Annotated in this window: 19 protein-coding genes and 1 pseudogene; 14 read left to right on the top strand and 6 right to left on the bottom strand. The window is 46.9% G+C overall.

All coding sequences use genetic code 11. The features are described from left to right. Positions 1–159: 159 nt before the first annotated feature. Positions 160–669: a shikimate kinase gene (locus C0Q44_RS27035; protein WP_258166584.1), complete on the top strand. Its 510-nt coding sequence runs from the start codon at positions 160–162 to the stop codon at positions 667–669. Between the two features lie 156 nt (positions 670–825). Here C0Q44_RS27035 and C0Q44_RS27030 read toward each other — a convergent pair whose 3' ends face one another. After that, a complete protein-coding gene (locus C0Q44_RS27030) occupies positions 826–1,131 on the bottom strand; it encodes a rhodanese-like domain-containing protein (RefSeq protein WP_105410257.1) in 306 nt (101 codons plus the stop codon). A 120-nt stretch (positions 1,132–1,251) separates the two neighbouring features. On the opposite strand from C0Q44_RS27030, the gene aroA reads away from it, so the two are divergent. The 5 genes and pseudogenes from aroA to ptsP all read left to right on the top strand — a co-directional run bounded on the left by aroA (position 1,252) and on the right by ptsP (position 6,875). Beyond that, entirely contained in the window at positions 1,252–2,547 is a 1,296-nt protein-coding gene (gene aroA, locus C0Q44_RS27025) for a 3-phosphoshikimate 1-carboxyvinyltransferase (protein WP_105410256.1), read from the top strand. A 60-nt stretch (positions 2,548–2,607) separates the two neighbouring features. Continuing rightward, positions 2,608–3,042: a CoA-binding protein gene (locus C0Q44_RS27020; protein WP_105410255.1), complete on the top strand. Its 435-nt coding sequence runs from the start codon at positions 2,608–2,610 to the stop codon at positions 3,040–3,042. Positions 3,043–3,238: 196 nt separating this feature from the next. Then, a pseudogene (locus tag C0Q44_RS31945) lies at positions 3,239–4,095 on the top strand (PTS transporter subunit EIIC); the annotation flags it as partial. A 51-nt stretch (positions 4,096–4,146) separates the two neighbouring features. Continuing rightward, a complete protein-coding gene (locus tag C0Q44_RS31940) occupies positions 4,147–5,118 on the top strand; it encodes a glucose PTS transporter subunit IIA (RefSeq protein WP_374955162.1) in 972 nt (323 codons plus the stop codon). Further along, on the top strand, positions 5,115–6,875 hold the full coding sequence (gene ptsP, locus C0Q44_RS27010; protein WP_105410254.1) for a phosphoenolpyruvate--protein phosphotransferase: 1,761 nt from the start codon (positions 5,115–5,117) through the stop codon (positions 6,873–6,875). The genes C0Q44_RS31940 and ptsP overlap by 4 nt, the downstream gene beginning before the upstream one ends. 126 nt (positions 6,876–7,001) lie before the next feature. On the opposite strand, the gene C0Q44_RS27005 is transcribed toward ptsP, so the two are convergent. After that, positions 7,002–7,526 carry a type 1 glutamine amidotransferase domain-containing protein gene (locus tag C0Q44_RS27005; RefSeq protein ID WP_105410253.1) on the bottom strand — a complete coding sequence of 175 codons (525 nt, stop codon included), beginning with the start codon at positions 7,524–7,526 and terminating at the stop codon, positions 7,002–7,004. Between the two features lie 275 nt (positions 7,527–7,801). Here C0Q44_RS27005 and C0Q44_RS27000 point away from each other — a divergent pair, with 275 nt between their 5' ends. The 4 genes from C0Q44_RS27000 (at position 7,802) to C0Q44_RS26985 (ending at position 10,642) form a co-directional block, all read left to right on the top strand. Further along, positions 7,802–8,215, top strand: a complete 414-nt coding sequence (locus C0Q44_RS27000; RefSeq protein WP_146113521.1) for a hypothetical protein — start codon at positions 7,802–7,804, stop codon at positions 8,213–8,215. A 122-nt stretch (positions 8,216–8,337) separates the two neighbouring features. Continuing rightward, positions 8,338–8,685, top strand: a complete 348-nt coding sequence (ytxJ, locus tag C0Q44_RS26995) for a bacillithiol system redox-active protein YtxJ (protein ID WP_105410251.1) — start codon at positions 8,338–8,340, stop codon at positions 8,683–8,685. A gap of 92 nt (positions 8,686–8,777) precedes the next feature. Further along, positions 8,778–9,785 carry a catabolite control protein A gene (gene ccpA / locus C0Q44_RS26990; RefSeq protein ID WP_105410250.1) on the top strand — a complete coding sequence of 336 codons (1,008 nt, stop codon included), beginning with the start codon at positions 8,778–8,780 and terminating at the stop codon, positions 9,783–9,785. 161 nt (positions 9,786–9,946) lie between these two features. Next, entirely contained in the window at positions 9,947–10,642 is a 696-nt protein-coding gene (locus tag C0Q44_RS26985; protein WP_105410249.1) for a 5'-methylthioadenosine/adenosylhomocysteine nucleosidase, read from the top strand. 153 nt (positions 10,643–10,795) lie between these two features. Here the strand turns inward: C0Q44_RS26985 and C0Q44_RS26980 are convergent, their stop codons facing one another. Further along, the gene (locus C0Q44_RS26980; RefSeq protein WP_105410248.1) at positions 10,796–11,428 is read right to left on the bottom strand and encodes a GNAT family N-acetyltransferase; all 633 of its coding nucleotides are present in this window, start codon (positions 11,426–11,428) and stop codon (positions 10,796–10,798) included. 271 nt (positions 11,429–11,699) lie between these two features. Here C0Q44_RS26980 and acsA point away from each other — a divergent pair, with 271 nt between their 5' ends. Then, a complete protein-coding gene (gene acsA / locus C0Q44_RS26975) occupies positions 11,700–13,424 on the top strand; it encodes an acetate--CoA ligase (protein WP_105410247.1) in 1,725 nt (574 codons plus the stop codon). Between the two features lie 136 nt (positions 13,425–13,560). On the opposite strand, the gene C0Q44_RS26970 is transcribed toward acsA, so the two are convergent. The 3 genes from C0Q44_RS26970 to rpsD all read right to left on the bottom strand — a co-directional run bounded on the left by C0Q44_RS26970 (position 13,561) and on the right by rpsD (position 19,771). After that, the gene (locus tag C0Q44_RS26970; protein ID WP_105410246.1) at positions 13,561–16,656 is read right to left on the bottom strand and encodes a transglycosylase domain-containing protein; all 3,096 of its coding nucleotides are present in this window, start codon (positions 16,654–16,656) and stop codon (positions 13,561–13,563) included. Positions 16,657–16,887: 231 nt separating this feature from the next. Continuing rightward, positions 16,888–18,993 carry a methyl-accepting chemotaxis protein gene (locus tag C0Q44_RS26965; RefSeq protein WP_105410245.1) on the bottom strand — a complete coding sequence of 702 codons (2,106 nt, stop codon included), beginning with the start codon at positions 18,991–18,993 and terminating at the stop codon, positions 16,888–16,890. Positions 18,994–19,171: 178 nt separating this feature from the next. Then, on the bottom strand, positions 19,172–19,771 hold the full coding sequence (rpsD, locus tag C0Q44_RS26960; RefSeq protein WP_105410244.1) for a 30S ribosomal protein S4: 600 nt from the start codon (positions 19,769–19,771) through the stop codon (positions 19,172–19,174). A 465-nt stretch (positions 19,772–20,236) separates the two neighbouring features. On the opposite strand from rpsD, the gene C0Q44_RS26955 reads away from it, so the two are divergent. The 3 genes from C0Q44_RS26955 to C0Q44_RS26945 all read left to right on the top strand — a co-directional run bounded on the left by C0Q44_RS26955 (position 20,237) and on the right by C0Q44_RS26945 (position 24,446). Further along, positions 20,237–22,228, top strand: coding sequence for a sensor domain-containing diguanylate cyclase (locus C0Q44_RS26955; protein ID WP_105410243.1), 1,992 nt, complete (start codon positions 20,237–20,239; stop codon positions 22,226–22,228). A 102-nt stretch (positions 22,229–22,330) separates the two neighbouring features. Continuing rightward, entirely contained in the window at positions 22,331–23,218 is an 888-nt protein-coding gene (locus C0Q44_RS26950) for a hypothetical protein (protein WP_105410242.1), read from the top strand. Between the two features lie 112 nt (positions 23,219–23,330). Beyond that, entirely contained in the window at positions 23,331–24,446 is a 1,116-nt protein-coding gene (locus C0Q44_RS26945; protein ID WP_105410241.1) for an aminopeptidase, read from the top strand. Positions 24,447–24,538: the final 92 nt, after the last annotated feature.

The raw sequence follows: 24,538 nt of genomic DNA, 5'->3' as shown, positions 1-24,538 counted from the left end.
ATGCCGGGAAGTTACCGGAGATGCCTTAGAAGGGGTTGCGGATGCTTGAAAGGAATTCGGTAAGGAGTCGGTAAGTGGATGGACTTTCCCAGTCTGCAGGGCTGTGTTATGATAGGACAAAAGTGCTCACGAATTGCTTGAATTAAAGGAGTGTACACCTTGAGCAAGCCTAACAATATTATTCTCATCGGCATGATGGGAACCGGCAAATCAACCGTCGCTGACATGCTCGCACGCGAGCTTGGTTACCGACTGATTGATGTAGACGCCGCGGTGGAAAAAGAGGAAGGCTGTACGATTCCTGAACTGTTTACGGACAAGGGAGAGACGTATTTCCGCGATGCCGAGAGCCGTATGTTGAGCTCGGTGCTGGAGAAAAAGTCACAGGTCATAGCGACCGGAGGTGGCGTGGTGCTGCGTTCGGATAATTGTGAGGTGATGTCGAAGAATGGTTGGGTTGTTGCCTTGACCGCAGACCCCGCAGTGATCGTAGAGCGCGTTAGTGGCTGTGACAATCGTCCGCTTCTTGCAGGCAATGCAGAGGAACGTATCCAGACAATTATGGAAGAACGCAAGGACGCATATCGATTCGCGCATTATACGGTGGATACAACCCAGTTATCCGCTGCTGAAGTGACTCGTTTAATTTTAGTGCATTACCGCGTCTAAGCTTGTTACCACCGAAGTTTGTTGCAGGATAGAGGCAACAAGATAGGAACAGGTGTAACAAAAACGGGCCATAAGGCCCGCTTGCTAGAAGAGGAATAAAGTTGTGATCACGAGGTTAAGCGTGTTCTGCTCCAGTTACCTCTAGTACTTTTAGTTCTAGCCTTCCTGTTGCCACTGAAGCATGCCGCCAACCATGTTCGTACAGCCTTCATATCCAAGTTGCAGCAGATATTCACAGGCACGTTCACTGCGGTAACCGCTGCGGCAGATGATTACGATCTCGCCTGACTTCTCAATCTCCGACAGACGGTCGGGAATCTGTCCAAGCGGGATATGCTTGGCTCCGTCGATCATGCCTTGCGCGACTTCATCGTCCTCGCGGACGTCTATCATCTGCAGCTTCTCTCCCGCCTGCAAACGGCGGCGTAGCTCAGACGTTTCAATTTCAGCTATTTGTGTCATATTCAGGTCCTCTTTTCTGTATGGACTTAACACCTATAATGATACCCAAGCGATGCACGGAATGTCAATTTGGCTACAATGCAATCGCCACAATACAATCAATGAAGGAGAATTTCATCCATGGACGTTATCGTTAAACCAACCCCTACCCTGAATGGGGAAATCGGAGCTTTGTCCTCCAAAAACTACACCACTCGCTACCTGCTGGCTGCCGCGCTGGCAGATGGGACAAGTACGATTCATTTCCCGGCTCATAGTGAAGACAGTGACGCGATGCGCAGATGTATTCGTGATCTTGGTGCAGTGCTGGAAGAAGACGATAGCAAGATCGTGATCAAGGGTTTCGGCAGTCACCCCCGTGATGTAAGTGAACTGAATGTAGGGAATGCGGGTGCTGTACTTCGTTTCCTGATGGGGGTTACTGCGCTCTGTCCTGAAGTTACATTTGTGAATACGTACCCGGATTCGCTGGGCAAACGTCCACACGATGATCTGATTGATGCGCTTGGTCAATTGGGCGTTGAAGTGCAGCACGAACAAGGGCGACTGCCGATTACGATCAAAGGTGGCCATGCCAAAGGCGGACATATTCGTGTATCCGGCTCGGTCAGCTCCCAATATTTGAGCGCATTGCTGTTTGTTACGCCTTTACTTGCTGAAGACAGCACGATCGAAGTGCTGAATGACCTGAAATCGAAGGTGGTTATCGGGCAGACACTGGAAGTGCTAGAACAGGCCGGCATCATCATCCATGCAAGTGATGATTACATGTCCTTCCGTGTTCCGGGTGGTCAAGCTTATCAACCTCAGACCTATACGGTACAGGGCGATTATCCTGGATCAGCTGCAGTTCTTGCAGCAGCAGCCGTTACGCAGTCCGATGTAAAGATTCTTCGTCTGATGGAGCAGAGCAAACAGGGAGAACGTGCCATCGTTGACGTGCTGCGCATGATGGAAGTGCCGTTGACCCATGAGAACGACGTGGTACACGTTAAGGGCAATGGCAGACTAAAAGCGATCGAATTCGACGGTGATGCTGCTACAGACGCGGTTTTGGCTATGGTAGCGGCGGCTGTGTTTGCGGAAGGCACGTCACGGTTCTATAATGTAGAGAACCTGCGCTACAAGGAATGCGACCGAATCACCGACTATTTGAACGAACTGCGCAAGGCAGGAGCCAACGTCGAAGAGCGTCAGGCTGAGATTATCGTACACGGGCGTCCAGAAGGCGTTGAAGGTGGCGTCGAGATTAATGCCCATTACGATCATCGTGTAATTATGGCGCTTACTGTCGTTGGCCTGCGTTCCAAAGAGCCGCTTCGTATTCGGGATGCACACCATGTAGCCAAGTCATATCCGCAATATTTCGATCATTTGCAGGCGCTTGGCGCCTCGGTTCAATGGGTAAAAGAGTAAATAACTGAAAATCGGTTTTTTTGAACACGCACTTTAATCAGAAAAGGATGGTGCTTGAACATGGAATTTAACAACCCTACTCGTGAAGAAATTGGACAACTTTTGCGCAATGCAGGCAACATCGCTGTCGTCGGCTTATCAGACAAATCGGATCGCACGTCCTATATGGTAGCAGAAGCCATGCAGAGCAGAGGCTATCGCATCATTCCGGTCAATCCACAGGTTCAGGGCGAAATTCTCGGGGAGACGGTATATGCCACACTCGCGGATATTCCGGAGCCCGTAGACATCGTCAATGTGTTTCGTCGGGATGAATTCTGCGCGGACGTAGCTCGTGACGCAGCTGCAATCCAAGCGAATGTCCTGTGGCTCCAGCTTGGCATCCATAGTGATGAAGCAGTCCAGATTGCTGCGGAGAACGGCATGACAGCGGTAACGAATCGTTGTATCAAGGTAGAGGATTCCATCGTTCTGCGTGGCGCTGGGCGCGGCTGAGAGGCCCGTTTACCTGCACTTGGATAATCACCTGATCTGACCCCACTAAATAATTGCAAAGTGAATCCCGTTAACTTGAAGTTGACGGGATTTTCTCTGTTCCATTTTCTCTGTAGTAATTACCAATGGGTTACCGTTTTGCTTTGACAAAACGTTGCGTAAAGCTTACCATCTAGGATAGAAAGGAGAGGTCGCCATGAATTGGCTCGGATCCTTGCAGCAGCTCGGACGAGCGGTAATGCTGCCTACAATGGTCCTGCCCGCCGCCGCAATTTTGCTGAGTGTTGGCAGTTTGCCCTGGAACGCTTGGGGATTGGGAGTTGTCGGTGAAGTGTCTACCGTGGCCGGACACGGTATTTTTTATTTCTTGCCGTATTTGTTCGCTGTCGGTGTAGCGCTGGGACTCTCCAACCAGGCCGGTCAAGCGGGACTCGCCGCACTGGCTGGTATCGTGATATATGATCAGGTGACTCGCAATTTTAGTGACGGCACCGTTCAGCCTGCTTCCTTAATTGGAATTATACTCGGCGCACTTGCCGGGGGAATGCATAATCGGTTCAAAAGCATTAAGCTTCCTGAAATTTTACAATTTTTTGGAGGTTCAAGGTTTGTATTGCTCATCGTTGGGCTATGCTCGGCGTTGTTCTCCTGTTTCATGCTATGGATCGCCCCGATATTACAGCATGGATTGAATGCCATAGCCACGTGGGAATACAGTCTCGGGGGTTTGGGCTGTTCATCTATGGGGTGCTATACAGGGTATTGGTCGCTTTTGGGCTTCATCATTTGCTAAACAATGTGTTCTGGTTCCAGTTGGGAACGTATGAAACGCCTGATGGCAACATTGTGCAAGGAGATTTGCCTCGTTTTTTTGCAGGTGATCCAACTGCTGGATTCTTTATGGCGGGATTGTTTCCCATCATGATGTTTGCGATTCCGGCAATAGCTTTCGCCATTATTCAGGAAGCCAGAGAAGATTTGAAGCCGAAAATCAAGAAAACCTTTCTCACATCTGCACTTGTTTGTTTTTTGACCGGAGTATCCGAGCAGATTGAATTTGCTTTTCTGTTTGCGGCACCGTATCTGTTCATCGTACATGCCGTGATGTCGGGCATTGCCATGTGGATTAGTTACTGGCTGGATATACGACATGGATTCTCCTACTCTGCTGGTATTATTGATTACATACTCAATTTTCATCTATCAGAGAATGCTTGGAAGCTCATTCCGATTGGCATACTATATGGGTTGGTCTATTATTTCCTGTTCCGCTGGGCGATTCGTACGTTCAAGATTCCAACACCAGGACGGGAAGAGGGTTCCATGCTGGAAGATTGGGTGGGTAACATCCCCTATCAGGCTCCTTTAATCCTGGAAGCATTGGGAGGGAAGGGCAACATTGTGCAGGTTGAAGCATGTATTACGCGCCTTCGCCTGACGGTGCATGATGACCGTTTGATCGACACGGGTGCCATGAAGAGCATGGGGTCCGCCGGACTGATCAAGCTGGGTGGCGGTAACGTACAGGTGGTATTCGGTACCTACTCGGAATTGATTCGGGAAGAGATCGCGAAGCTGCTGGAAAGAGACCTGCAACAAGTTCTATTCTGTGCTCCTGTTCAGGGTAAAATGCTGCCGATTGAAGAGGTGCCGGATCAGATCTTTGCAGCCAAGCTTGTGGGCGATGGTGTAGCTTTCGTCCCGGAGCGCGGAGAGTTGGTATCCCCTGTGTATGGAACGATTATGCACTTGTATCCGACGATGCATGCCTTGGGTATTTCCACGCGGGAGGGACTTGAGGTGCTGCTCCATATCGGTATCGATACATCTCAGTTAAAAGGCCATTTTGAAGCTTTTGTTCAGGAGGGCGATACGGTGGAGCCAGGGCAGTTATTGATCAAATTTGATCTGGCAGTGCTTCGAGATCAAGCGGCGTCACTGACGACGCCGATGGTCATTACGAATCCGGATCGTGTGAAATCATGGAGTTTTGCTCCATTCAAGCAAGTCAAGAAAGGTCAGGCATCCGTTATGTCCGTGGTGCTCTATGACAGGAACGTTGGAGGGGTAGAATGAAGATACAAGGCATCAACGCAGCTGCAGGCATCGCCATCGGCAAAGCATTTGTCCTGCCCAGTTGGGAATGGGATCTGCCGGACCAGAAGATGGATTCGGTAGATCTCGCCCAGGAGTTCGAACGGCTGTATGAGGGCATACGGACATCCAAAGATGAGATCGAATATATCAAGAATGAGTTCAAGGAAGTGGTAGGTCCCGAGGAATCCAGCATCTTTGATGCACATCTGGCGATTCTGGAAGATCCGGTGTTCATGAATGAAATTCGAGGCATAATTGAGCGTCAGTACAAAGCGGCAGAAGTGGCGGTCAAAGAAGCCATTGATCACTTTGTCACGATGTTTGACTTGCTCGAAGACGAGTATATGAAGGAGCGGGCCATTGACATCAAGGATGTAGGTAACCGTCTGCTCAAGCACCTGCTAGGAGCACCGGAGATCACACTCCCTTCGGATACCCAGCCTTATGTACTTGTTGCCAAAGAACTGTCGCCATCTCAACTGGTACATCTGAATCCCACCCATGTGTTAGGTATCGTTACCCTGATCGGCGGGAAGACATCACATTCTGCAATTATGGCTCGTGCGCTGGGTATTCCTCTCGTTTCCGGTCTGGAAGCGAGTCTTGGCATGCCGGTAGAGACAGGGGATATGTTAGTCGTAGATGGTGACCATGGTCTGGTCTTCACTGATCCGGATCGCAAGACGATTGAACGGTACACCATGCTTCGTAGCAAGCAACTGAAGAAGAAGGAACAACTGCAGGTGCTTGCTACGGTGGATGCCGTAACCAAAGACGGGGCTATCCTGCACCTGGCTTCCAATATCAGTTCCGTGAAGGAATTGGATATGGCCTTGAAACATGGAGCCATGGGTGTAGGTTTGTTCCGGACTGAGTTCCTTTATATGGACAGGGCTACGTTCCCCGGTGAGCAAGAACAGTATGAAGTGTACCGTCTTGTGGCAGAGAAAACATCAGGCCAGTCTGTTGTCATTCGTACATTGGATATCGGTGGTGACAAGCAGCTCGATTATTTTGAACTACCGGAGGAAGACAATCCGTTCCTAGGGTATCGTGCAATTCGGATTAGTCTGGATCGTAAGGATCTGTTCAAAACCCAGCTTACAGCCATTCTACGTGCCAGTGCTGCTGGCAATGTCAAAATTATGTATCCGATGATCTCTTCGGTAGAAGAGCTTCAGCAGGCCAATGAGATTCTTCGTGAGGCGATGTCCGATCTGGATGAGCGGGGATTATCATACGACCCTCACATTCAGGTGGGAATCATGATTGAAGTTCCAGCAGCAGTGATGATTGCTGATCTGCTCGCTGAGGAAGCGGATTTCTTCAGTATAGGTACGAATGACCTGGTTCAGTATGTGCTGGCTGTAGACCGAATGAACGAACAGATTGCCCATATGTATCATCCATATCACCCGGCTGTTCTGCGGATGCTTCGTGCGACAGCGGATGCGGCTCATACGGCCGGAATTGATGTAAGTGTGTGCGGGGAGATGGCAGGGGACGAACGTTCCATTCCACTATGGCTGGAGCTTGGCATCCGTCACTTGAGCATGTCACCACAATCCCTGCTGCGTGTGAAACACAGAGTGCTGAATACGACGGCATCGGTAGCCAAAGTGGAAGCTCGTGAATGTTTCACCCTGCGAACTAGCGGAGATATTGAGAATCGTCTGCAAGTGTTTAATGACTCCACGGGAAGCCCGGACGAACAAAGTGGTTCAAATGCGTCGTGAGTTGTATAACTGTAAATAAATACCTTTAAGTTAATATATTCAATTTAGTTACATTTATTTACAAAATGTATCAACAAAAATAACCCCACTGTGAACATTACTCGTCATAGTGGGGTTATTTTTTGTTTATTTTGCAGCCAGTGCATCACAGAACGCCTTGCCGTAAGGGGGAAGATCGGGCGGACGACGCGCTGAGATGATATGACCATCAACAACAACCGCTTCATCTTTCCAGATGGCACCTGCATTTTCCATATCATCCCGAATGCCTGGTGTAGAGGTAACCGTTACGCCATCCAGAATCTTGGCGGAGATCAGAACCCAACCTGCATGACAGATCTGTCCGATCGGTTTTTGATCTGCATTCATTTCCTTCACAAGCTCCAGCACTTTGGTATATCGACGCAGCTTGTCCGGTGCCCAGCCGCCGGGCACGAGAATACCATCATACTGTGAACTGTCGAGTTCATCGAAACTGTATTCCGCCTCAGCGGGCACACCATATTTACCCATATAGATTTTTCCTTTTTTCTCTCCGGCCAGATGTACCTCGGCGCCCTCTTCACGAACACGGTGCACAGGATACCACAGTTCCAGATCCTCGAATTCTTCATCGATCAGAGCGATGACTTTTTTACCCGTTAATCTCATATCCATCTCTCCTTTTGCGGTGATTAGGGATGTTGCGTCTTATATTGTAACAGATTCTCAGTGGGACTTCATGGAAGTGCAGGTTCACTTTCGGGTAAGCGGTTACAACTCAATAACTGATTACATTCGACAGCCTTCATCTGGTGGGAGTGGTAATTTGTGCAACCTCTTATTTGCAGCAGGATTTAAGCAGAAATAGGTCGAATGGTACTTATATAAGAGTATAGAGCGAAGAGGTGATGGTTGTGCGCAAATCGTGCAGATGTGGACATGTAATGGAATTGGAACTAAGAACAGTAGTATACGCCAAAAAGGTTGAGATTCGAAACGTACCTGTATTTGCGTGTACAGACTGTGTATCATACGAAGTGCTTCAACCGGTCAAGCCGGACTTAACAGAATGTATAAGCACATTGGGTGAGCAACCCGTGAAGCAGGATGTATCATTTGGTGAACGAAACGAATTGGCTGACTTGCTCCATGAACAACTGCTGGCTTGGCCGGATGCGACCGATCGGGAGATGGAATATCGAATGCAGCAAGCGGTGGAGGAGCGTATTAATCTGCTGTTGGATATTATGGGTTACGCAACGAAGTCTGGTGATGCTGCGTGGATGGAGACTACAGAGCGCAGATTAAGTCAATTATCCGGATTTGTGTGGCAGGCGCACTTCTCGAATGCTGTCTAATTTTGACGTGTAGAATGCTTGTTTTCATGAAAATTGGCTTTTTCTCGTACTTTTTGTTAAGCTATCGAAGAGTGAAAACGCTCAACATAGCGGTATTCTTGGTAAAGGGGGATGTATATCTAATGGCTGACATGACTAAAATGACAAGTATTGAACAGCTAAACTCCGCGGTGGAGGCTACCGAGGATCAACCCTTGCTTCTGTTTAAGCACAGTACACGCTGCCCGATCAGTGCGCATGCTTATCAGGAGATGAATGATTATTTGCATAACACTCCCAATGAACAAGTGAAATATGGCATCATCTACGTCGTGGAAGATCGTACGGTATCTAACGAAGCAGCAGAACAGCTAGGTGTTAAGCACGAATCTCCACAGGCGATCCTGATTAAAAAGGGAATTCCTGTATGGCATACTTCCCATTCAGATATTACTACGACCACACTTACGAATGTTTTGAGTGAGTCCTAAAGCCTATTTTAATTGATTAATGCAAAAAATTGTCGTAATATAAATCTTAATGAAAATGGTATGAAAATTTACTGGTAATGGAGAGAAGTACTGTGACGGTAACCATTTATGATGTGGCACGTGAAGCTGGAGTGTCTATGGCAACGGTATCACGGGTAGTTAATAATAACCCTAATGTTAAACCGCAAACGCGTAAAAAAGTATATGAATCCATCGAACGGTTGGGATATCGCCCGAATGCGGTAGCCAGAGGTCTGGCGAGCAAGAAGACAACCACGGTCGGAGTCGTTATTCCGGATATTTCGAACTCAACCTTCGCGGAGATTGCCCGCGGAATTGAAGATATTGCGAATATGTATCACTACAACATTATTCTGTGTAATGCGGATAAGAAAAAAGAAAAAGAAATTCGTGTAATTAATACATTGCTTGAGAAGCAAGTCGATGGACTGCTCTTCATGGGTGGAACAGTAACGGACGAACACATTCAGGCGTTCCAGTCTGCGGCTGTGCCGATCGTACTTTGTGCAACGAGTGATGAGAAGGGAACATTCCCTTCTGTAGATATTGATCATGAGGCTGCTGCCTTTGATGCGGTAAATACGTTAATTCGTCACGGACACAAGGAAATCGCAATGATCAGTGGTACGTTGCAAGATCCAGCGAATGGATATGCTCGTTTCCAAGGCTACAAAAAAGCACTGGAAGCAGCGGGGATTGAATACCAGGAGGATCTCGTTCGAATTGGTAACTATCGTTATGAATCCGGTGTGGAAGCGATGAAATATTTCCTGGGACTCAAGAAGAAACCTTCAGCGATCTTTGCTGCAACGGATGAAATGGCCATCGGTGCCATTCATAGTATTCAGGATGACGGCCTGAAAGTACCGGATGATTTCTCCATTATTAGTGTGGATAACATTCGCATGGCTTCCATGGTGCGTCCTCAGTTGACGACAGTAGCTCAGCCAATGTACGATCTCGGAGCTGTAGCGATGCGTCTGCTGACGAAGCTTATGAAGAAAGAAAATGTGGAGAACCCACGGGTTATTTTGCCACATGAAACCATTCTTCGTTTGTCTGTAAGTCACGCTGGTTAAGTCAAGTTATACGGAAAGGGAGAAGAGATTCTCTCTACATAGTGAATGTGCAGAAGCTCCGGAGACGGAGCTTTTGTGCTGAATGAGAACTGAAGTCTCTAACGGGCAAGGGACCTGGAGACAATGTAACCAGATTTAGTATGAAACAGGGGGTATCAAAAATGCGTGAAACCATTGGTATAATCGGAGCGATGGATGAAGAAGTGGAGCTTTTGCTCGCGGGTATGAAGCAGCTTGAGACAGTCAAGCAAACCGGAATTACGTATGTGGCAGGCGAATGGCTGGGCAAGCAGATTGTGGTATGCAAGTCGGGCGTAGGTAAAGTGAATGCAGCGGTGACGACGCAGATTCTGATTGATCGTTTTCAAGTTAATCGAGTGATCTTCACAGGTGTTGCAGGAGCGGTTCATCCGGAACTGAACATTGGCGATATGGTGATATCCTCGGTATGTGTACAGCATGATATGGACGTAACGCCACTCGGGTTTGAACGTGGGGTTATTCCTTATCAGGAAACGTCTGCATTCCCGGCAGAAGCTTCGCTGATTGCGCTGGCTGAAGAAGCATGCAAAGCACAGGGCACACATTACCTGATCGGTAAGGTGCTGTCCGGCGACCAATTTATCGCAAGTAAAGATACGGTGAACATGTTATATACCGAAATGGACGGGGCATGTGCCGAGATGGAGGGTGCCGCAGTCGCTCAGGTTTGTTACATGAATCGTGTACCCTTCGTTGTTCTGCGCGGCATGTCAGACAAAGCGGATGGTTCGGCCCATGTTAACTTTGCTGAATTTACTGTGGAATCCTCGCAGCGTTCGCACCGTATTGTGGAGCACATGCTCCACAATATGTAATTGTAAAAGCTGTAAACGCATGTGCTGCTTATGGAATGCGGCTGAGAGGCCGCTAAATCATAAACCGCCCTTAGGTAGCTGTTCATCAATCATGATGAATGCTGTGAGGAGCGGTTTTTTTATGTATAATGATGGGCGTGAATACGTCATTTTTTAATACATAAACCGATAGCGGAAGCGTACACGATCGAACTGTTCTTCCGATGTTAGGGGTACCTGACTCCCGATTCGAACCATCAGACAGTTTGCAGGATGTGAGCATATTTCAGGGTCGTCTGTTGCATACCAGGTCATGTCGATCGTCTGCATTAGCCTTTCCATCATTTTGCGATAATCCCATACGGATAGTCCACTACCCTTCAGATCCCAATGCCAATAATACTCTGTAGTAAAAATGATATAGTTCTCCATATGTTTGTCTTCCATAGCCGTAAGTAGCATTTCGCGTCCAATACCAAGAGAACGGTAGTCGTCTGCAACCTCGATAGCCCCAAGCTCAATCAGATCAGTCATGTTACCCTCAGACCAGCGCTCACAGTCATCCGCGTAGTGAAAAGTGACATAGCCGACAATCGTTTCTTGATCATGTGCAATCATAATCCGACCTTCGGGTAAAGCTGCAATCTCGGCCAGCGCCTCCTGTTGCTCGGTTGGACGCCGAAAGGCATCCAGATCTGGATGGAAATGAAGTCTGGTAATCGCCTCGGCCTGCACAGGACCCTCAACCGTAATTCGGTGGCCGGACTTGAAGATGGAACGTATATGATACTCCTTGATATGCTCCATAGTTCATGCTCCTCTCTCCCCCTACTTATAGCAAAAAACCAAAAAATTGAAAAGCCATAGACGATGATTGAAAAGATTTGCTATAATTGCGTAGACAAAAAATGTTCACAATTTAACAGAAATTTGGATGCATCTGTTTGGCCAGGCAAGTACATGATGAGAAGTTCTCTCTACTAATGTAAGCGCTAACTGGAAGTTCAGTCAACACAAAGGCAATACGAAGTAACCCATAATGGGAATCGAAATGTCGAGTTGAAGGAGGCTGGCAAGCATGAGTCAAGCACATGGTGAGATGCTGCAAACGGTTGTGTCTGAATCTAATCTGGGCGATTACACGGAGGCGAGAAGCCGGTTCGATTGGGAATCGGTGGAAAGGCACTTTACGTGGCACGCCAGCGGAAGAGTGAACATGGCGCATGAAGCGATTGATCGACATGTCCTGGAAGGAAGGGGCGGGAGAACTGCTTTATTGTATAGCGATGCTTCACGCGATGAGTCTTATACCTTTGCTGATCTAAGCGAACAGTCGAGTCGGTTTGGTAATGTCCTCCGCAAGTACGGAATAGCCAAAGGGGAACGTGTCTTCATTTTTATGCCGCGAAGTCCTGAGCTATATTTCAGTCTCCTCGGCATATTGAAGGCTGGGGCCGTCGCGGGCCCTTTGTTCGAAGCTTTTATGGAAACGGCTGTGAAGGATCGACTGGAGGATAGCGGGGCTGTAGCCCTCGTCACCACTCCGGAATTGCTGGGACGGATCAAACGTTCCGAATTGCCCGAACTCAAACATATATTTGTTGTGGGTGGGGGCGCACAGACTGAAGAAGGACTCATCGATTTTGATGCAGAGATGTCTGTCGCTTCGGATGAGATGGAAGTGGAGTGGCTGAATCGTGAGGATGGTTTGCTTATTCACTATACCTCAGGCTCAACGGGTAAACCCAAAGGGGTGTACCATGTTCAGAATGCCATGATTCAGCACTATTATACGGGCAAGGTTGTTCTGGATTTACGTGAAGATGACGTGTACTGGTGCACAGCTGATCCGGGTTGGGTTACAGGAACTTCATACGGGATCTTTGCTCCGTGGCTAAATGGAGCGACCAACGTGATACGTGGCGGACGTTTCAGTCCTCATGATTGGTACAGCACGATCCAAAAGAATAAAGTCACTGTCTGGTACAGTGCACCAACGGCTTTCCGCATGCTGATGGGCGCTGGTGAAGAGACGATAGCCCAGCATGATCTGAGTAGTCTGCGTCACGTGATGTCGGTTGGTGAACCGCTCAATCCGGAGGTCGTTCGTTGGGGATGGAAAGCCTATGGTCAACGAATCCACGATACGTGGTGGATGACTGAAACAGGTGCACAACTGATCTGTAACTATCCAGGAATGCCAATTAAGCCAGGTTCCATGGGTCGTCCTTTGCCAGGAATAGACGCGGCCATCATTGATGATCGCGGGCAGGAATTGCCACCATACAGTATGGGCAATTTGGCGATACGTTCACCTTGGCCATCCATGATGGCGAAGATCTGGAATAACCCTGCGAAATACGAAGAGTACTTCAGGCTGACGGGATGGTATGTATCTGGGGATTCCGCTTATATGGATGAAGAGGGATACTTCTGGTTCCAGGGGCGAATTGATGATGTGATTAATTCCTCAGGCGAGCGTATTGGTCCCTTTGAGGTGGAGAGCAAGCTGGTGGAGCATCCTGCGGTAGCGGAAGCAGGTGTAATTGGCAAACCCGATGTGACACGTGGGGAGATCATCAAGGCCTTTGTAGCTCTTCGTGAAGGGTATGAGGCGACTCCAGAGCTGAAAGAAGAGATCTATCGGTTTGTCAAAGAAGGCCTCTCTGCCCACGCTGCTCCGCGTGAGATTGAGTTTAAGGATAAACTGCCCAAGACACGTTCTGGCAAGATCATGCGTCGTGTACTGAAAGCTTGGGAGCTTGATCTGCCTGCAGGAGATCTATCCACGATTGAAGATTAAATGAGTTCATACCATTTCAGAAGAAGCCTGGTTCATGCCTGATGGCATGTGATCAGGCTTTTTCATTTTACAATGAAAAGCCGCACCCTCAGTCATAGACTGAAGGTGCGGCTGCATTGGAATAACTAAAGTTGCATCAGGGTTGATAATGCACGGCTGCAGAAGGTTCTGATTCACCAACACTGTTGCTGGCAGATACTTTGAACCATCCGTTGGTTGATGCAGGTACGCCATAATCCATGGATGTGCCCGCAGTCGTTCCGATTTTGGTGTAAGGAGCCGAACCGGTTTCACTGTAATATACAGCGTAACTCGTTGCGTCCGTATTCGATGCCCATTGAATACGCAGTCCTTGTGTGAGAGCAGATACGCTGACTTGGCCAGGTGAACCTGGGGCCGTCGCGGGAGCATTATCCGTTTGGGTTTCTCCCGGAGTAATAACTGTACCTGGAACATTAATTGGCTCTTTTACCTCTTCCACAGGAGGAGCTGCAATACCAGCACTATTCGCTGTAGCACTTGGAGCAGACTCCCTACCCGCGACATCCACTGCAGTTACATAGAAAGCGAAGCTGCCTCCTTGTGCTGCATACGCACTGAATGATCTGGATTCTCCTGTCAGGACCACTTGCCCCTGGTTCTGGAATCCTCCACCATTAACAGAACGGTATAGACGATAACCAACGACATCATTTTCAGGTGTGGCATTAAATGTAATGACGGCTCTGTCACCCGAGGCTGAGATTCTAACATTACCTGGCGCATCAGGAGCTTTGCCGTTATCTGTTCTTGGATCAATCTGGGTTGGCATGTCTGCATCCGCATCTTCAGGAAGGTAATAGGCAAGGGACTCATGGCGACTCATCCGTGTGAATGCATTTTGCAATTCCTTGATGAGATCAGAGATTGGCTTTTTGCGCTTGATTACCGTTTTTTCTTTCAGCATGTCCGCAGGCGTTCCATCACGTGGAATGTAGTTTACACCATTGTAAGTAATGTATTTGGCTTTGGCGACACCGTCGTCGCGATCCTTGGGAACAAATTTGCTGTTGAAAATATCTGTAACAAATTTGTCGGTCAGCGATGTTGGCAATTTACCGCTATAAGCTGATACGGTCCGCGTTTCGATGCCAGATGGTTTTTTGAACGAATCGGTGACAAAGAGATCTTTTTGCGTATCAATTACTTCATTCAGAATTTTCGTCCACAGTTGCTGCGCATGTTTACGCTGTGACTTGTTTTCGAGTGTATTCACTGGCTGCTTGTATCCAACCCACACGCCAAGTGTGACATCCGGTGTATAGCCTTCGAACCAAACATCAGCATAATTTTGAGTCGAGCCCGTTTTACCTACGATCGGCACGCTCTTTCTATACTTGTAATTCTCACGTACTTTATCTGCCGTACCTTCCGTAATTACGGTCCGCAACATATCGGTCATCAGGTATGCTGTCTGTTCCGAGAAGGCCTGAACAGGTTCAGAATCGTGTTTATAGACGATATTACCTTTGGAATCCACGATTTTGCTAATCATATAGGAATCGTTATATACGCCGTTGTTGGCGATGGCACCGTAGGCATTGGTCAGTTCTTCAACGGTTACACCGTATTGGAGACCTCCAAGAACACCTGTCTGTGCCTGATAGTCTTCCTTCTGGATGGTGGTAATACCTAGCTTTTTGGCAAAGGTCCAAGCTTTGTCGATCCCCACTTCTTCATTAAACAACTTCAAAGCCGGTATATTGAGTGAATAATTCAATGCTCTGCGGGCAGTTACAAGCCCTTGGTAGCGATTGTTGGCATTCTTCGCAATATGGTACCCGCTAGGGCCATTTTTCAGAATGATCGGTGAGTCATCAATAATAGAAGCAGGCTGGACAAGACCTTCATCCAGGGCTGGCAGATAAGCAGCGATCGGTTTCATCGTCGAACCTGGCTGACGTATCATCTGCGTAGCATAGTTCATCTGTTCATCCTGGAAATTTCGGCCTTCAATCATGCCTAGAATTGCACCGGTTTTGTGATTAATCAGCATGGCAGCAGTCTGTTCTTTTCCTTTTACAGGATCATCTGCTGAGAAATTGCTATCATCTTCGGCAATGGTACGCATCGTTTTGTAGATGCTTTTGTTAATGGTTGTGTAGATGCGATATCCACCTGTACGCAATTGCGTCTGAGCATCTTCCAATAATGCACTGCTTTCCTTCTGAGGTGTTTCTTTATCAGTACTTTCGTCTGCAGCTTCAACTGTGTCTGCATTCAGTTGTTTCATCAAAATTTGTGTAGCTTGCCGTTCGGTTTCCATCATAAGGTATGGATAAGTATTGTAAGCCTTGATGGTCTTCGGAGCGAGTGAACTTTTGATATCAAAAGCAAGCGCTTTGTCATGCTCGGACTGATTGATTTTGCCGAGTTCAAGCATGCGGCGTAATACCAGATGCTGACGGTTGATTGCGCGGTCAAAATTATCCTCTACAAAATCGCCTTTTCCGTTAAAGGCCGAATACGAGGAGGGAAGCTGTGGTAATCCAGCAAGATAAGCAGCCTGAGCGATGTTGATTTTCTCCAGATCATTGATATTGAACAGACCTTTGGCAGCGGCCTTAATTCCGTATACGTTGTATCCGCTGGAACCATTACCGAAAGGAACCTTGTTCAGATAGGCTGTCATGATCTCGTCTTTGGTCAGGAAACGTTCGAGTCGGAGTGAGAGCAAGATTTCTTTCACTTTCCGATCTTCTGTACGATCCAGATTGAGGAATACACGTCGTGCCAATTGCTGAGTCAGTGTACTACCGCCTGTTTGTACTGATTCTTTCAGCACTTTCTGTTTCACGGCACGGAGCGTTCCGCTCATGTCTACGCCTTTATGTTCGTAAAAATGATTGTCTTCAATCGATATAACGGCATCAATAACTTTCTTCGGGATCTGGTCAAAAGTGACCGGACGCCTGTCTTCTTCTGTACGTAATTGACCGATCGGGCTACCGTCGGCAAAGTAAGCAAAGCCTGTGATGGAGTTTTCGCTGACTTTTTGTTCAATCAGGGCCCTTGAACGGACAGGCTCGTCTTTGACAATGGAACTGACGTATCCCATCAAAGCACCGCCTACAAATAGTGCCCCCATAAATCCAAGGACAACCATCCATTTGACGAAACTTCCCAGTCTGCGTGCAAAGCTACGCTTGCGTGCAGGCTGTTCATCGGGCTTTTTCTTATTAACATCAACCATTCAGTGTCTTCCTCCTTTTAACAGCACTTATTATAGCATAAAAAGGCGGGTTTGCATGCCTGAGAAATCCAAGTAATAGTCGAAATTTGCTAATCTGCCATGGATTATGCTATATATTTTGCGATATTGGAGTACATTTCATGAGTTAAAAGTTAAAAGGAAGAAGGCCGCCACCATGCTAGGTTGCACAGGGCGGCCTCAATTGGAGTGTAGGATTGGAGATTCTCTACATCAAGTTCTGAAGCGTTGAATCAGTTCGAGCAGTTCCTGTGTAAGATTAGCCAGTGAGGCAGATGCCGCCGTAATCTCTTCCATGGATGCGAGTTGTTCTTCAGAAGCAGAAGCCATTCGAGTAGCATGATCAGCTGTCTCGTGACCAATGTTTTTGAGCTGCATCAAAGTGGCATCAACCTGCTGTGATCCTGCGGACATCTGCTGTGCAATGGCTGAAACATGCTCAATCTGCACATTAACATCTGAGATCTGTGATGAAATAGAGATGAATAGGTCGCCACTTTCGTTCATCACTTCTGCAATGTGTATCACTTCGGAATTGCCTTTTTCCATATTTTCAACGAGAGAGATCACTTCTTGCTGAACATTATGGATTAGCTCTGCAATCTGTGCTGCGGATGCTCTGGATTGTTCAGCGAGATTGCGAATCTCGGAAGCCACAACACCGAATCCGCGTCCGTGTTCACCTGCTCTAGATGCTTCAATAGAAGCATTAAGTGCAAGAAGATTAGTCTGACGGCTAACTTCCGTTATCATGCCCGTAATGTGACCAATCTCTTCAGAGCGTTGACGGAAATTCTCAAGCGCGGTCATGGAGGTCTGTACAGAAGAGGTCGCGTTATCGACCATGCGCATGGCGGCCTGAATCTTATCAGACCCTACTGTTGTTCGCTCAGCCACGGTTCGAGATGAATCAGATACATCTGCGGCGGCCTGTGCAATTCTTCCGATTCCAGCAGATATTTCATTCATGGAACGTGAGGATTCTTGCAGTTCGTTCACCTGTTTACCTGCTTTGTCTGCAACTTCCAGTCCGGTTAACGCAATCAGTTCGGCGGCTTTCCCTGTTTCTTCGGCACCTGCGGTTAATTGCTGAGAGGTAGAGCCCACGGATAAAGCATGTTCAGATATAACGGATATCGTATGACGCAGTGTATCCATCATCTGATTCATATGACCTGCCATGACACCAAATTCATCTTTGGATCGTACAGGTAACTTTTGTGTCAAATCTCCATCAGCCAGCTGTCCAGCGACAATATTGACTTGATTTAACTGCCTTACAATGGAGAGGATGGTGTAAGTGACCACACTTGCAAGCAGAATAATAGCCAGCGCGGCAATGAGCATGGACCAGTTCAAGCTTTCATAGAAGGGTTGAAGGATATGGCTTTTTGGAAGCGCGGAGACCAGGTACCAGTTCGAATTCGATCCTTGCAACTTGGCGGGCTCTGCTATAAATAGTTCCGAATCTGAATGGTCGTCAGAAGCATAAAACTGGGATTCACCAGACTGGATACGCTGAATGATCGTCTTCATTTCAGAAGGAATCACAGCTCCCCCATTGGCCAGTTCCGGTTTGGAGCCGTGAGCAGCAATCTGACCTCCGCTTGTAATCAGCATGGCATAGCCACTATCCGGATTAAGTGATGCGATATTTTGCTGGAAGCGTTCAATCGTAAAGTCGGCTCCGACGATTCCGAGAAAGGTATTATTATCGTCTAATAGTGGGAGCACAATTGAAACGAGCAGTGTTTCTTTACCGCCAACTGTGTAAGTGATTGGCTCGGACCAATAGATGGATTTGGTCGTCTTGGGTTGTTGATAATAAGCACTTGTTTCGCTAGTTCCTTCATAGGTAGGCAGAGGTTCCAAATGCAGGGCATTCTCGTCCCGTATAACGTATGGAATAAAGCGGCCAGTAGCATCATCATATTCATTTTTATTCACGTTATCCGCATCGTTTCCATCAAAGGCATTCGGTTCCCAACCCGTATAAAAGCCGAAAACGTGCTCGTCCTTTTTCAGATATTGTTCAAGGAGTCTGACGACTTCCTCGCGGCTGAGTGACTCGTTCTGAGCGGCATCCATTAAAGTTGTACTTAAGGTGTCCAGTGTGTTTTTGACCTGATTAATGTCCGTCATGAACTCGGTTGTGGCCCGATTTGCTGCCTGTCCAGCAACGGTTTCGCCGTACTGAAGACTTTTGTCGTAGATTGTACTGGTGTTAAAGGCGATCAAGGCTCCGATACAACAGAGTAATACTACCCCGAGAAGAAGTCCCAGCTTAACTGCCAACTTGCGGTTACGTATGAAATGCATGTTTTATCCCCTTCGATGTCTGTATTCTGATGTTTGTGTGCTACTCCAAAAGGGAGTTAACATTTATATCGTTATTTAGACTTCAATAATGAAGGGAAATAGAAAAAAGCATAGAAAAACAGCTGCCGAGAAGATCTCGACAGCTGTTTGGATTGAAACTTTAATGTGATTGCAACGATTAACGGTTGTAGAACTCGACGATTTGTTTTTCATCGATGTCTTGGGACAATTCAGCGCGCTCAGGCAAGCGGATGAATTTACCTTCTACAGCTGCTTCGTTATATTCAACGTATGCTGGAAGATGCGAACGGCCTTCCAAAGATTCCTTAACGGAAGAAAGACCACGACTTCTTTCACGCAAGCTGATTAGATCGCCAGTGCTTACTTGGTAAGAAGCGATATCAACTTTTTTGCCGTTTACAGTTACGTGACCATGTGCTACCAACTGACGCGCTCCAGCGCGGGAGTTAGCAAAGCCAAGACGGTAAACGAGGTTGTCAAGGCGGCACTCAAGCAAGAACATGAAGTTTTCGCCGGCAATACCTTGCATTTTTTGCGCTTTGGAGAACAGTGTGCGGAATTGCTTCTCGCCCAAACCGTACATGTGACGCAATTTTTGTTTTTCTTGCAACTGCATACCGTAGTTGCTCATTTTTCTGCGTTGGTTAGCTCCGTGCTGACCTGGAGGGAAAGGACGTTTCAATTCTTTGCCTGTTCCGCTCAGGGAAATGCCGAGGCGACGGCTCAATTTAAATTTAGGACCAGTGTAACGTGCCATGTTTAAAGTAGCTCCTTTTTAGTTAAAGTTCATATTAGGGCTCTGTTTGCGCTCCAATTTGTTGATGCGGGCTTGGCCACGCATAGAACGATCAGGATAGTTCAGCCGCTGTCCTGAAAGCAACAAAAAGAATGAGGGTGACACAACCGGTAATGCCCAAATTTAAAGACCCATTTAGTAGTCTTCATCAACAATTTATTCTACAGTCTAAGAGATGCAAAGTCAAGCATAGGATAAAGTCAGAAAAACGTCTAAATTTGTCGATAGGTCATTGGGCCTAAAATAATAGGACAATTTTCTGAAATATGGATGCAAAAAAGCTTTAAACAGAGTAAAATAGAATGTATCTTAACTTTAAATGATCTTGTGTATCAAGGATATTGTAGAGGATTTGCAGGTTTGCGATAGCGTCTGCAGATTAATGCATCCTATCGGATAAAAAAACGGTGCAAAGGAGCGCCTGACATGTTAGAACATCTAAGAAGTTTACCTGCCAGCTTGAATTCACGAAGTTCGGGCGATTCCGTTTCCTTTGCGGCTCCTCATCCTCATGAAGAGCATGTATTGTGGATGCAAAAAATGGATATCACACCTTTTGATTTTTCATATTTGGGCAACTTGCTGCAACAGGCTTACAGTGACTGGAAATCCCAAGTGGATTCTGGCTTGGCCATGACAACGACGTTGTACAGTGTATGGAATACGGAAGGCGTCTGTCTGGGATATGATAGCGATCGTGAAGCTAATCCTGGCGTGGATGTACACAGGCTTGTATTGGAATGCATTGATAAGAGACAGGCTCTGTCTCACAGAGGATCAGGCGAACGGGGAGAATATCTTCTAATAACTCACCCCCTATTCTCCAGAACGAACAAGGACATGTTTGCCGTATTTACTGCTGTGATCTATGAAACCAACCGAGATGAAACGTCTGAAGCTGTGGTTCGATCTGAGGCATTGCATTATCGTACCTGCTTTTACCGAAGATTTGAATACATATTTATGACGGACCTGTTACATGCCCATGAACAAACAGCACGTGAGGAACACCGGAGGTCTATCCTCTTTCAGATTGTTCAGCGAATGCATGAGAAAATGGATGTCGGCGCCATATTGGATGAGGTATTTGACAGCATGGATTACTTGTACCCAGCCACTTACATCAAATTGTATATGTCTCAGGATCAGAGCAATTTTAACCCGCGGATCAAACCGTTGCTTCTAAACGAACGAGGAGAAGATCTGTGTGTTCGGACGTTCATGGAGGGCAAACTGATTGTCGCCCGGTCGGATGATGGAGAAAGCCGCATTGTTGAGGTGGGTCTTCCTCTTAAAGGAAAACAAGGCATATACGGTGTATTCCATATTGAAATGAATGATGAGCTCATGGAAGAATCGGATCTGCAATTGATTACGATGATGGTAGACACAGCAGGAACGGCCTTCGAAAATGCCAAGTTGCATGAACAGTCTAATATGTTGATTCAGGAACTTCGTTTAATTAATGGCCTTACACAACGCTTGAACCAAAGCCTGCAACTTATGGAGATTTATCAAATATCCCAGCGAGAGTTAAAGGAAATATTTCAGGCTGAAACGTGTTGCATTCTTCAACTCAATGATAATACGAATCACTTCGAAGTCATGTCATCTAACATGGAAGATGTGTATCACCAATCATTCTCTGTGGATTACGGTATCGCAGGATTGCTGTATCGAACAGCGGAACCGCTAATTATATCCAATTATGCTCAATACGACAAAGTATCCTCCGTATTCATGGAAAATACCGGTTCCATGTCACTGATTGCATCACCGATTAGTGTTAATGGTGAAGTGAAAGGTGCCATTCTGCTAGCACACACTAGAGAGCACTACTTCTCGTATGATAATTATCGGCTCTTGCAGATGTTGTCCATTCATATCGGTCTAGCTCTTTCCAATGCCACGCTACATGCCGAGGTTCGGCGTTTGGCTAATTTGGATATGTTGACCGGGTTGTACGTTAGGCATTACCTGGACAGCGTAATTCACGAGCGCCAGGCTCATGAGTTCTGTGGTTCTCTCATTGTGGTGGATATTGATCAATTCAAACAGGTGAATGATACATTCGGACACCAGACGGGTGATCAAGTGTTGAAGCAAGTGAGTGAAATTGTTACTAGTTCTGTTCGCCCGGAGGACATCTGTGCCAGATGGGGTGGAGAAGAACTGGCTATCTATATGCCACAGGTTAGTGTCCATCAAGCGCTTGAATATGCGGAAGTGATCCGGACAAGGGTTGCGGAAGAGACGAGACCTTTCGTTACGGTATCCAGTGGCATTGCTGAATGGAATTGGATGGATGAGAAGGTTAGTGTAGAGTCTTTGTTTTATCGGGCTGACATGGCGTTGTATAGCGCCAAGAATGGAGGTCGGAACAGAATCGTTGTAGAGGAACAGGAAGTAACACGTTAAGAGAGAACCATTCCAATTGCGGAGTCGTTCTCTAATTTTTTTATTTTAAGGAGCCAAGTTGTTAATGGAAGGAAGTATAAGCGTATACAGGCAGGGCAATCTATGGAGAAAGTTGACGGAAGGGTGATGGGTATGCTTAACCGCCGGTCTGTAGGTACATTATGGTTATTCGTGAGCATAGTAATTATTGGTGTTCCAGGGTGTGGATGGATCCAACGTGATCGAACTCCTGAAGAAATTTTTTCCTTGGCCTTATCCGGGATAGCGGGAAAAGAAACGTTAAGTTTTGAGGGGGAAGCGGGTTTACGACGAGAGAACAGTGGACTTTTCGAGAATCAGTTCAAATTTGAAGGGAAATTGGAGAATCATGATCGTCTGACGTTGCAGACCCGATTACCCGGAGCCGTTACCGCTGTAGGCACAGGCGTTCATCCTACTGCAGTAAATCCTAATGGACAGCCCAGTGGGTTCAGTGCCTCTTTCGAGCGGAAACAAGGTCAATGGATGGCGTTGTCCGCGCAGCATGAGCCGCTGCGTGGTTCTCTTTCCCGCTTCAATCCAATCGCACAAATGGAGAAAATCGATGGGATGCACAAAACGATTCAGTCCGAGTATGGGTCCGGTCGTCGAACCAGAACCTTACGAATTGAGCTTGCGCCGGAAGATGCCAAAATCTGGGCTCAAGCCCAGCTGAACGATGAGATGACAGCTATTCGAGCAGAATATATGCACAAGGCAGGTATGGTTACTGGAACAAGTAAAGAAAAGTTGGAGAAGGATCTGGATAAAGTATGGAAACAGGGTGAAATAACGATGCAACAGATGATGGAACAAGCTAAAGTACAGACGGTGTATCATCTCACGGTAGATCGGAAGACCAGCTTGCCTCTTCGCTTATCCTCTGAAAGTCAGGTGAGTTACACGGACAACAGCCATAGAAGCAACAAAGAAGCCCTCGTCACAGATGTAAACTTCAAGTCATATCAATAAATGAAATGAGGGACTGCCTGCTGACGGGATGGCTATCCGCGTGCTACAATAGTATCGTAATTTACCGTTGTTCAATTCAAGTATGGCATATGACAGGAGGATTTTACCCAAGATGAAGGACCCAAGAATTCAAAAGCTTGCAGCAAGCCTGGTGGGCTATTCTGTAGATGTTCAGCCCGGAGAGAATGTATTGGTTGAGATGATTGGATCAGAACGCGATCTGATTAACGCCATTATTGAAGAAGTAGGCAAAAAAGGTGGTAACGTCTTTGTACAGTTGACCGATAAGACCGTGCAGCGTGCTATGCTGAAAAATGCGACAGAAGAAATGATGAAAACATGGGCAGAGATTGATTTGAACCGCATGAAACAGATGGATTGTTATATTGGCATTCGTGCGGGAGAAAATGTAAATGATCTGTCCGATGTGCCGGAAGAAAAAATGAAAATGTACAATTCCTTGTACTCCCACCCGGTACATAGTGAACAGCGTGTCAAACATACGAAATGGGTTGTACTTCGTTACCCTAACGCAAGTATGGCGCAGCTTGCGAATACGAGCACAGAAGCGTTTGAAGATTTCTACTTCGACGTATGTAACCTCGATTATGCCAAAATGGACAAAGCGCAGGACTCACTTGCTAACCTGATGAAGCGGACGGATAACGTGCGTATCACTGGACCAGGAACAGATCTGAGCTTCTCCATTAAAGATATCGGCGCAGAGAAATGTTCCGGCCAAAAAAATATTCCGGATGGTGAAGTGTACAGTGCCCCTGTACGTAATTCCGTGAATGGAACGATTAGTTATAACGCGCCAACGCTGTACAACGGAGTAACATTTGAGAATATCAAGTTCACGTTCAAGGATGGCAAAATCGTTGAAGCGACCAGCAACGATACAGAGCGCTTAAATGACATTCTGAATTCGGATGAGGGCGCTCGTCATATTGGTGAGTTCGCAATTGGCTTTAATCCGCATATCCTGCACCCGATGAAAGATATCCTGTTCGATGAGAAAATCGCAGGCAGCTTACACTTTACACCGGGTCAGGCTTATGAAGAAACGGATAATGGCAATCGCTCGTCCATTCACTGGGATCTGGTGTTGATCCAGCGTCCAGATTATGGCGGTGGAGAGATTTATTTTGATGATGTGTTGATTCGTAAAGATGGTATCTTTGTAATTCCTGAGCTGGAATGTCTCAATCCGGACCGTTTAAAATAGGAACAGGATTTAGCTGTTGCTAGGAAAGCGGATTCACGGTATCATGTAGTGGTAATTCATACATGATACTAAAAGTGAAAAAGACGGAGGGA

This window comes from Paenibacillus sp. PCH8, from assembly GCF_002968835.1.
Taxonomy (GTDB): domain Bacteria; phylum Bacillota; class Bacilli; order Paenibacillales; family Paenibacillaceae; genus Paenibacillus.
The sequence above is the reverse complement of the archived record's forward strand: the minus strand, read 5'-3'. Positions and strand labels throughout refer to the sequence as shown.

What these genes read in the sequence shown, in the direction of transcription:
- C0Q44_RS27030 (WP_105410257.1), bottom strand. Translation starts at nt 1,131, where the DNA reads ATGACACAAATAGCTGAAATTGAAACGTCTGAGCTACGCCGCCGTTTG.
- aroA (WP_105410256.1), top strand. Translation starts at nt 1,252, where the DNA reads ATGGACGTTATCGTTAAACCAACCCCTACCCTGAATGGGGAAATCGGA.
- C0Q44_RS27020 (WP_105410255.1), top strand. Translation starts at nt 2,608, where the DNA reads ATGGAATTTAACAACCCTACTCGTGAAGAAATTGGACAACTTTTGCGC.
- C0Q44_RS31940 (WP_374955162.1), top strand. Translation starts at nt 4,147, where the DNA reads ATGTCGGGCATTGCCATGTGGATTAGTTACTGGCTGGATATACGACAT.
- ptsP (WP_105410254.1), top strand. Translation starts at nt 5,115, where the DNA reads ATGAAGATACAAGGCATCAACGCAGCTGCAGGCATCGCCATCGGCAAA.
- C0Q44_RS27005 (WP_105410253.1), bottom strand. Translation starts at nt 7,526, where the DNA reads ATGAGATTAACGGGTAAAAAAGTCATCGCTCTGATCGATGAAGAATTC.
- C0Q44_RS27000 (WP_146113521.1), top strand. Translation starts at nt 7,802, where the DNA reads ATGGAATTGGAACTAAGAACAGTAGTATACGCCAAAAAGGTTGAGATT.
- ytxJ (WP_105410251.1), top strand. Translation starts at nt 8,338, where the DNA reads ATGGCTGACATGACTAAAATGACAAGTATTGAACAGCTAAACTCCGCG.
- C0Q44_RS26985 (WP_105410249.1), top strand. Translation starts at nt 9,947, where the DNA reads ATGCGTGAAACCATTGGTATAATCGGAGCGATGGATGAAGAAGTGGAG.
- C0Q44_RS26980 (WP_105410248.1), bottom strand. Translation starts at nt 11,428, where the DNA reads ATGGAGCATATCAAGGAGTATCATATACGTTCCATCTTCAAGTCCGGC.
- acsA (WP_105410247.1), top strand. Translation starts at nt 11,700, where the DNA reads ATGAGTCAAGCACATGGTGAGATGCTGCAAACGGTTGTGTCTGAATCT.
- C0Q44_RS26970 (WP_105410246.1), bottom strand. Translation starts at nt 16,656, where the DNA reads ATGGTTGATGTTAATAAGAAAAAGCCCGATGAACAGCCTGCACGCAAG.
- C0Q44_RS26965 (WP_105410245.1), bottom strand. Translation starts at nt 18,993, where the DNA reads ATGCATTTCATACGTAACCGCAAGTTGGCAGTTAAGCTGGGACTTCTT.
- rpsD (WP_105410244.1), bottom strand. Translation starts at nt 19,771, where the DNA reads ATGGCACGTTACACTGGTCCTAAATTTAAATTGAGCCGTCGCCTCGGC.
- C0Q44_RS26955 (WP_105410243.1), top strand. Translation starts at nt 20,237, where the DNA reads ATGTTAGAACATCTAAGAAGTTTACCTGCCAGCTTGAATTCACGAAGT.
- C0Q44_RS26950 (WP_105410242.1), top strand. Translation starts at nt 22,331, where the DNA reads ATGGAGAAAGTTGACGGAAGGGTGATGGGTATGCTTAACCGCCGGTCT.
- C0Q44_RS26945 (WP_105410241.1), top strand. Translation starts at nt 23,331, where the DNA reads ATGAAGGACCCAAGAATTCAAAAGCTTGCAGCAAGCCTGGTGGGCTAT.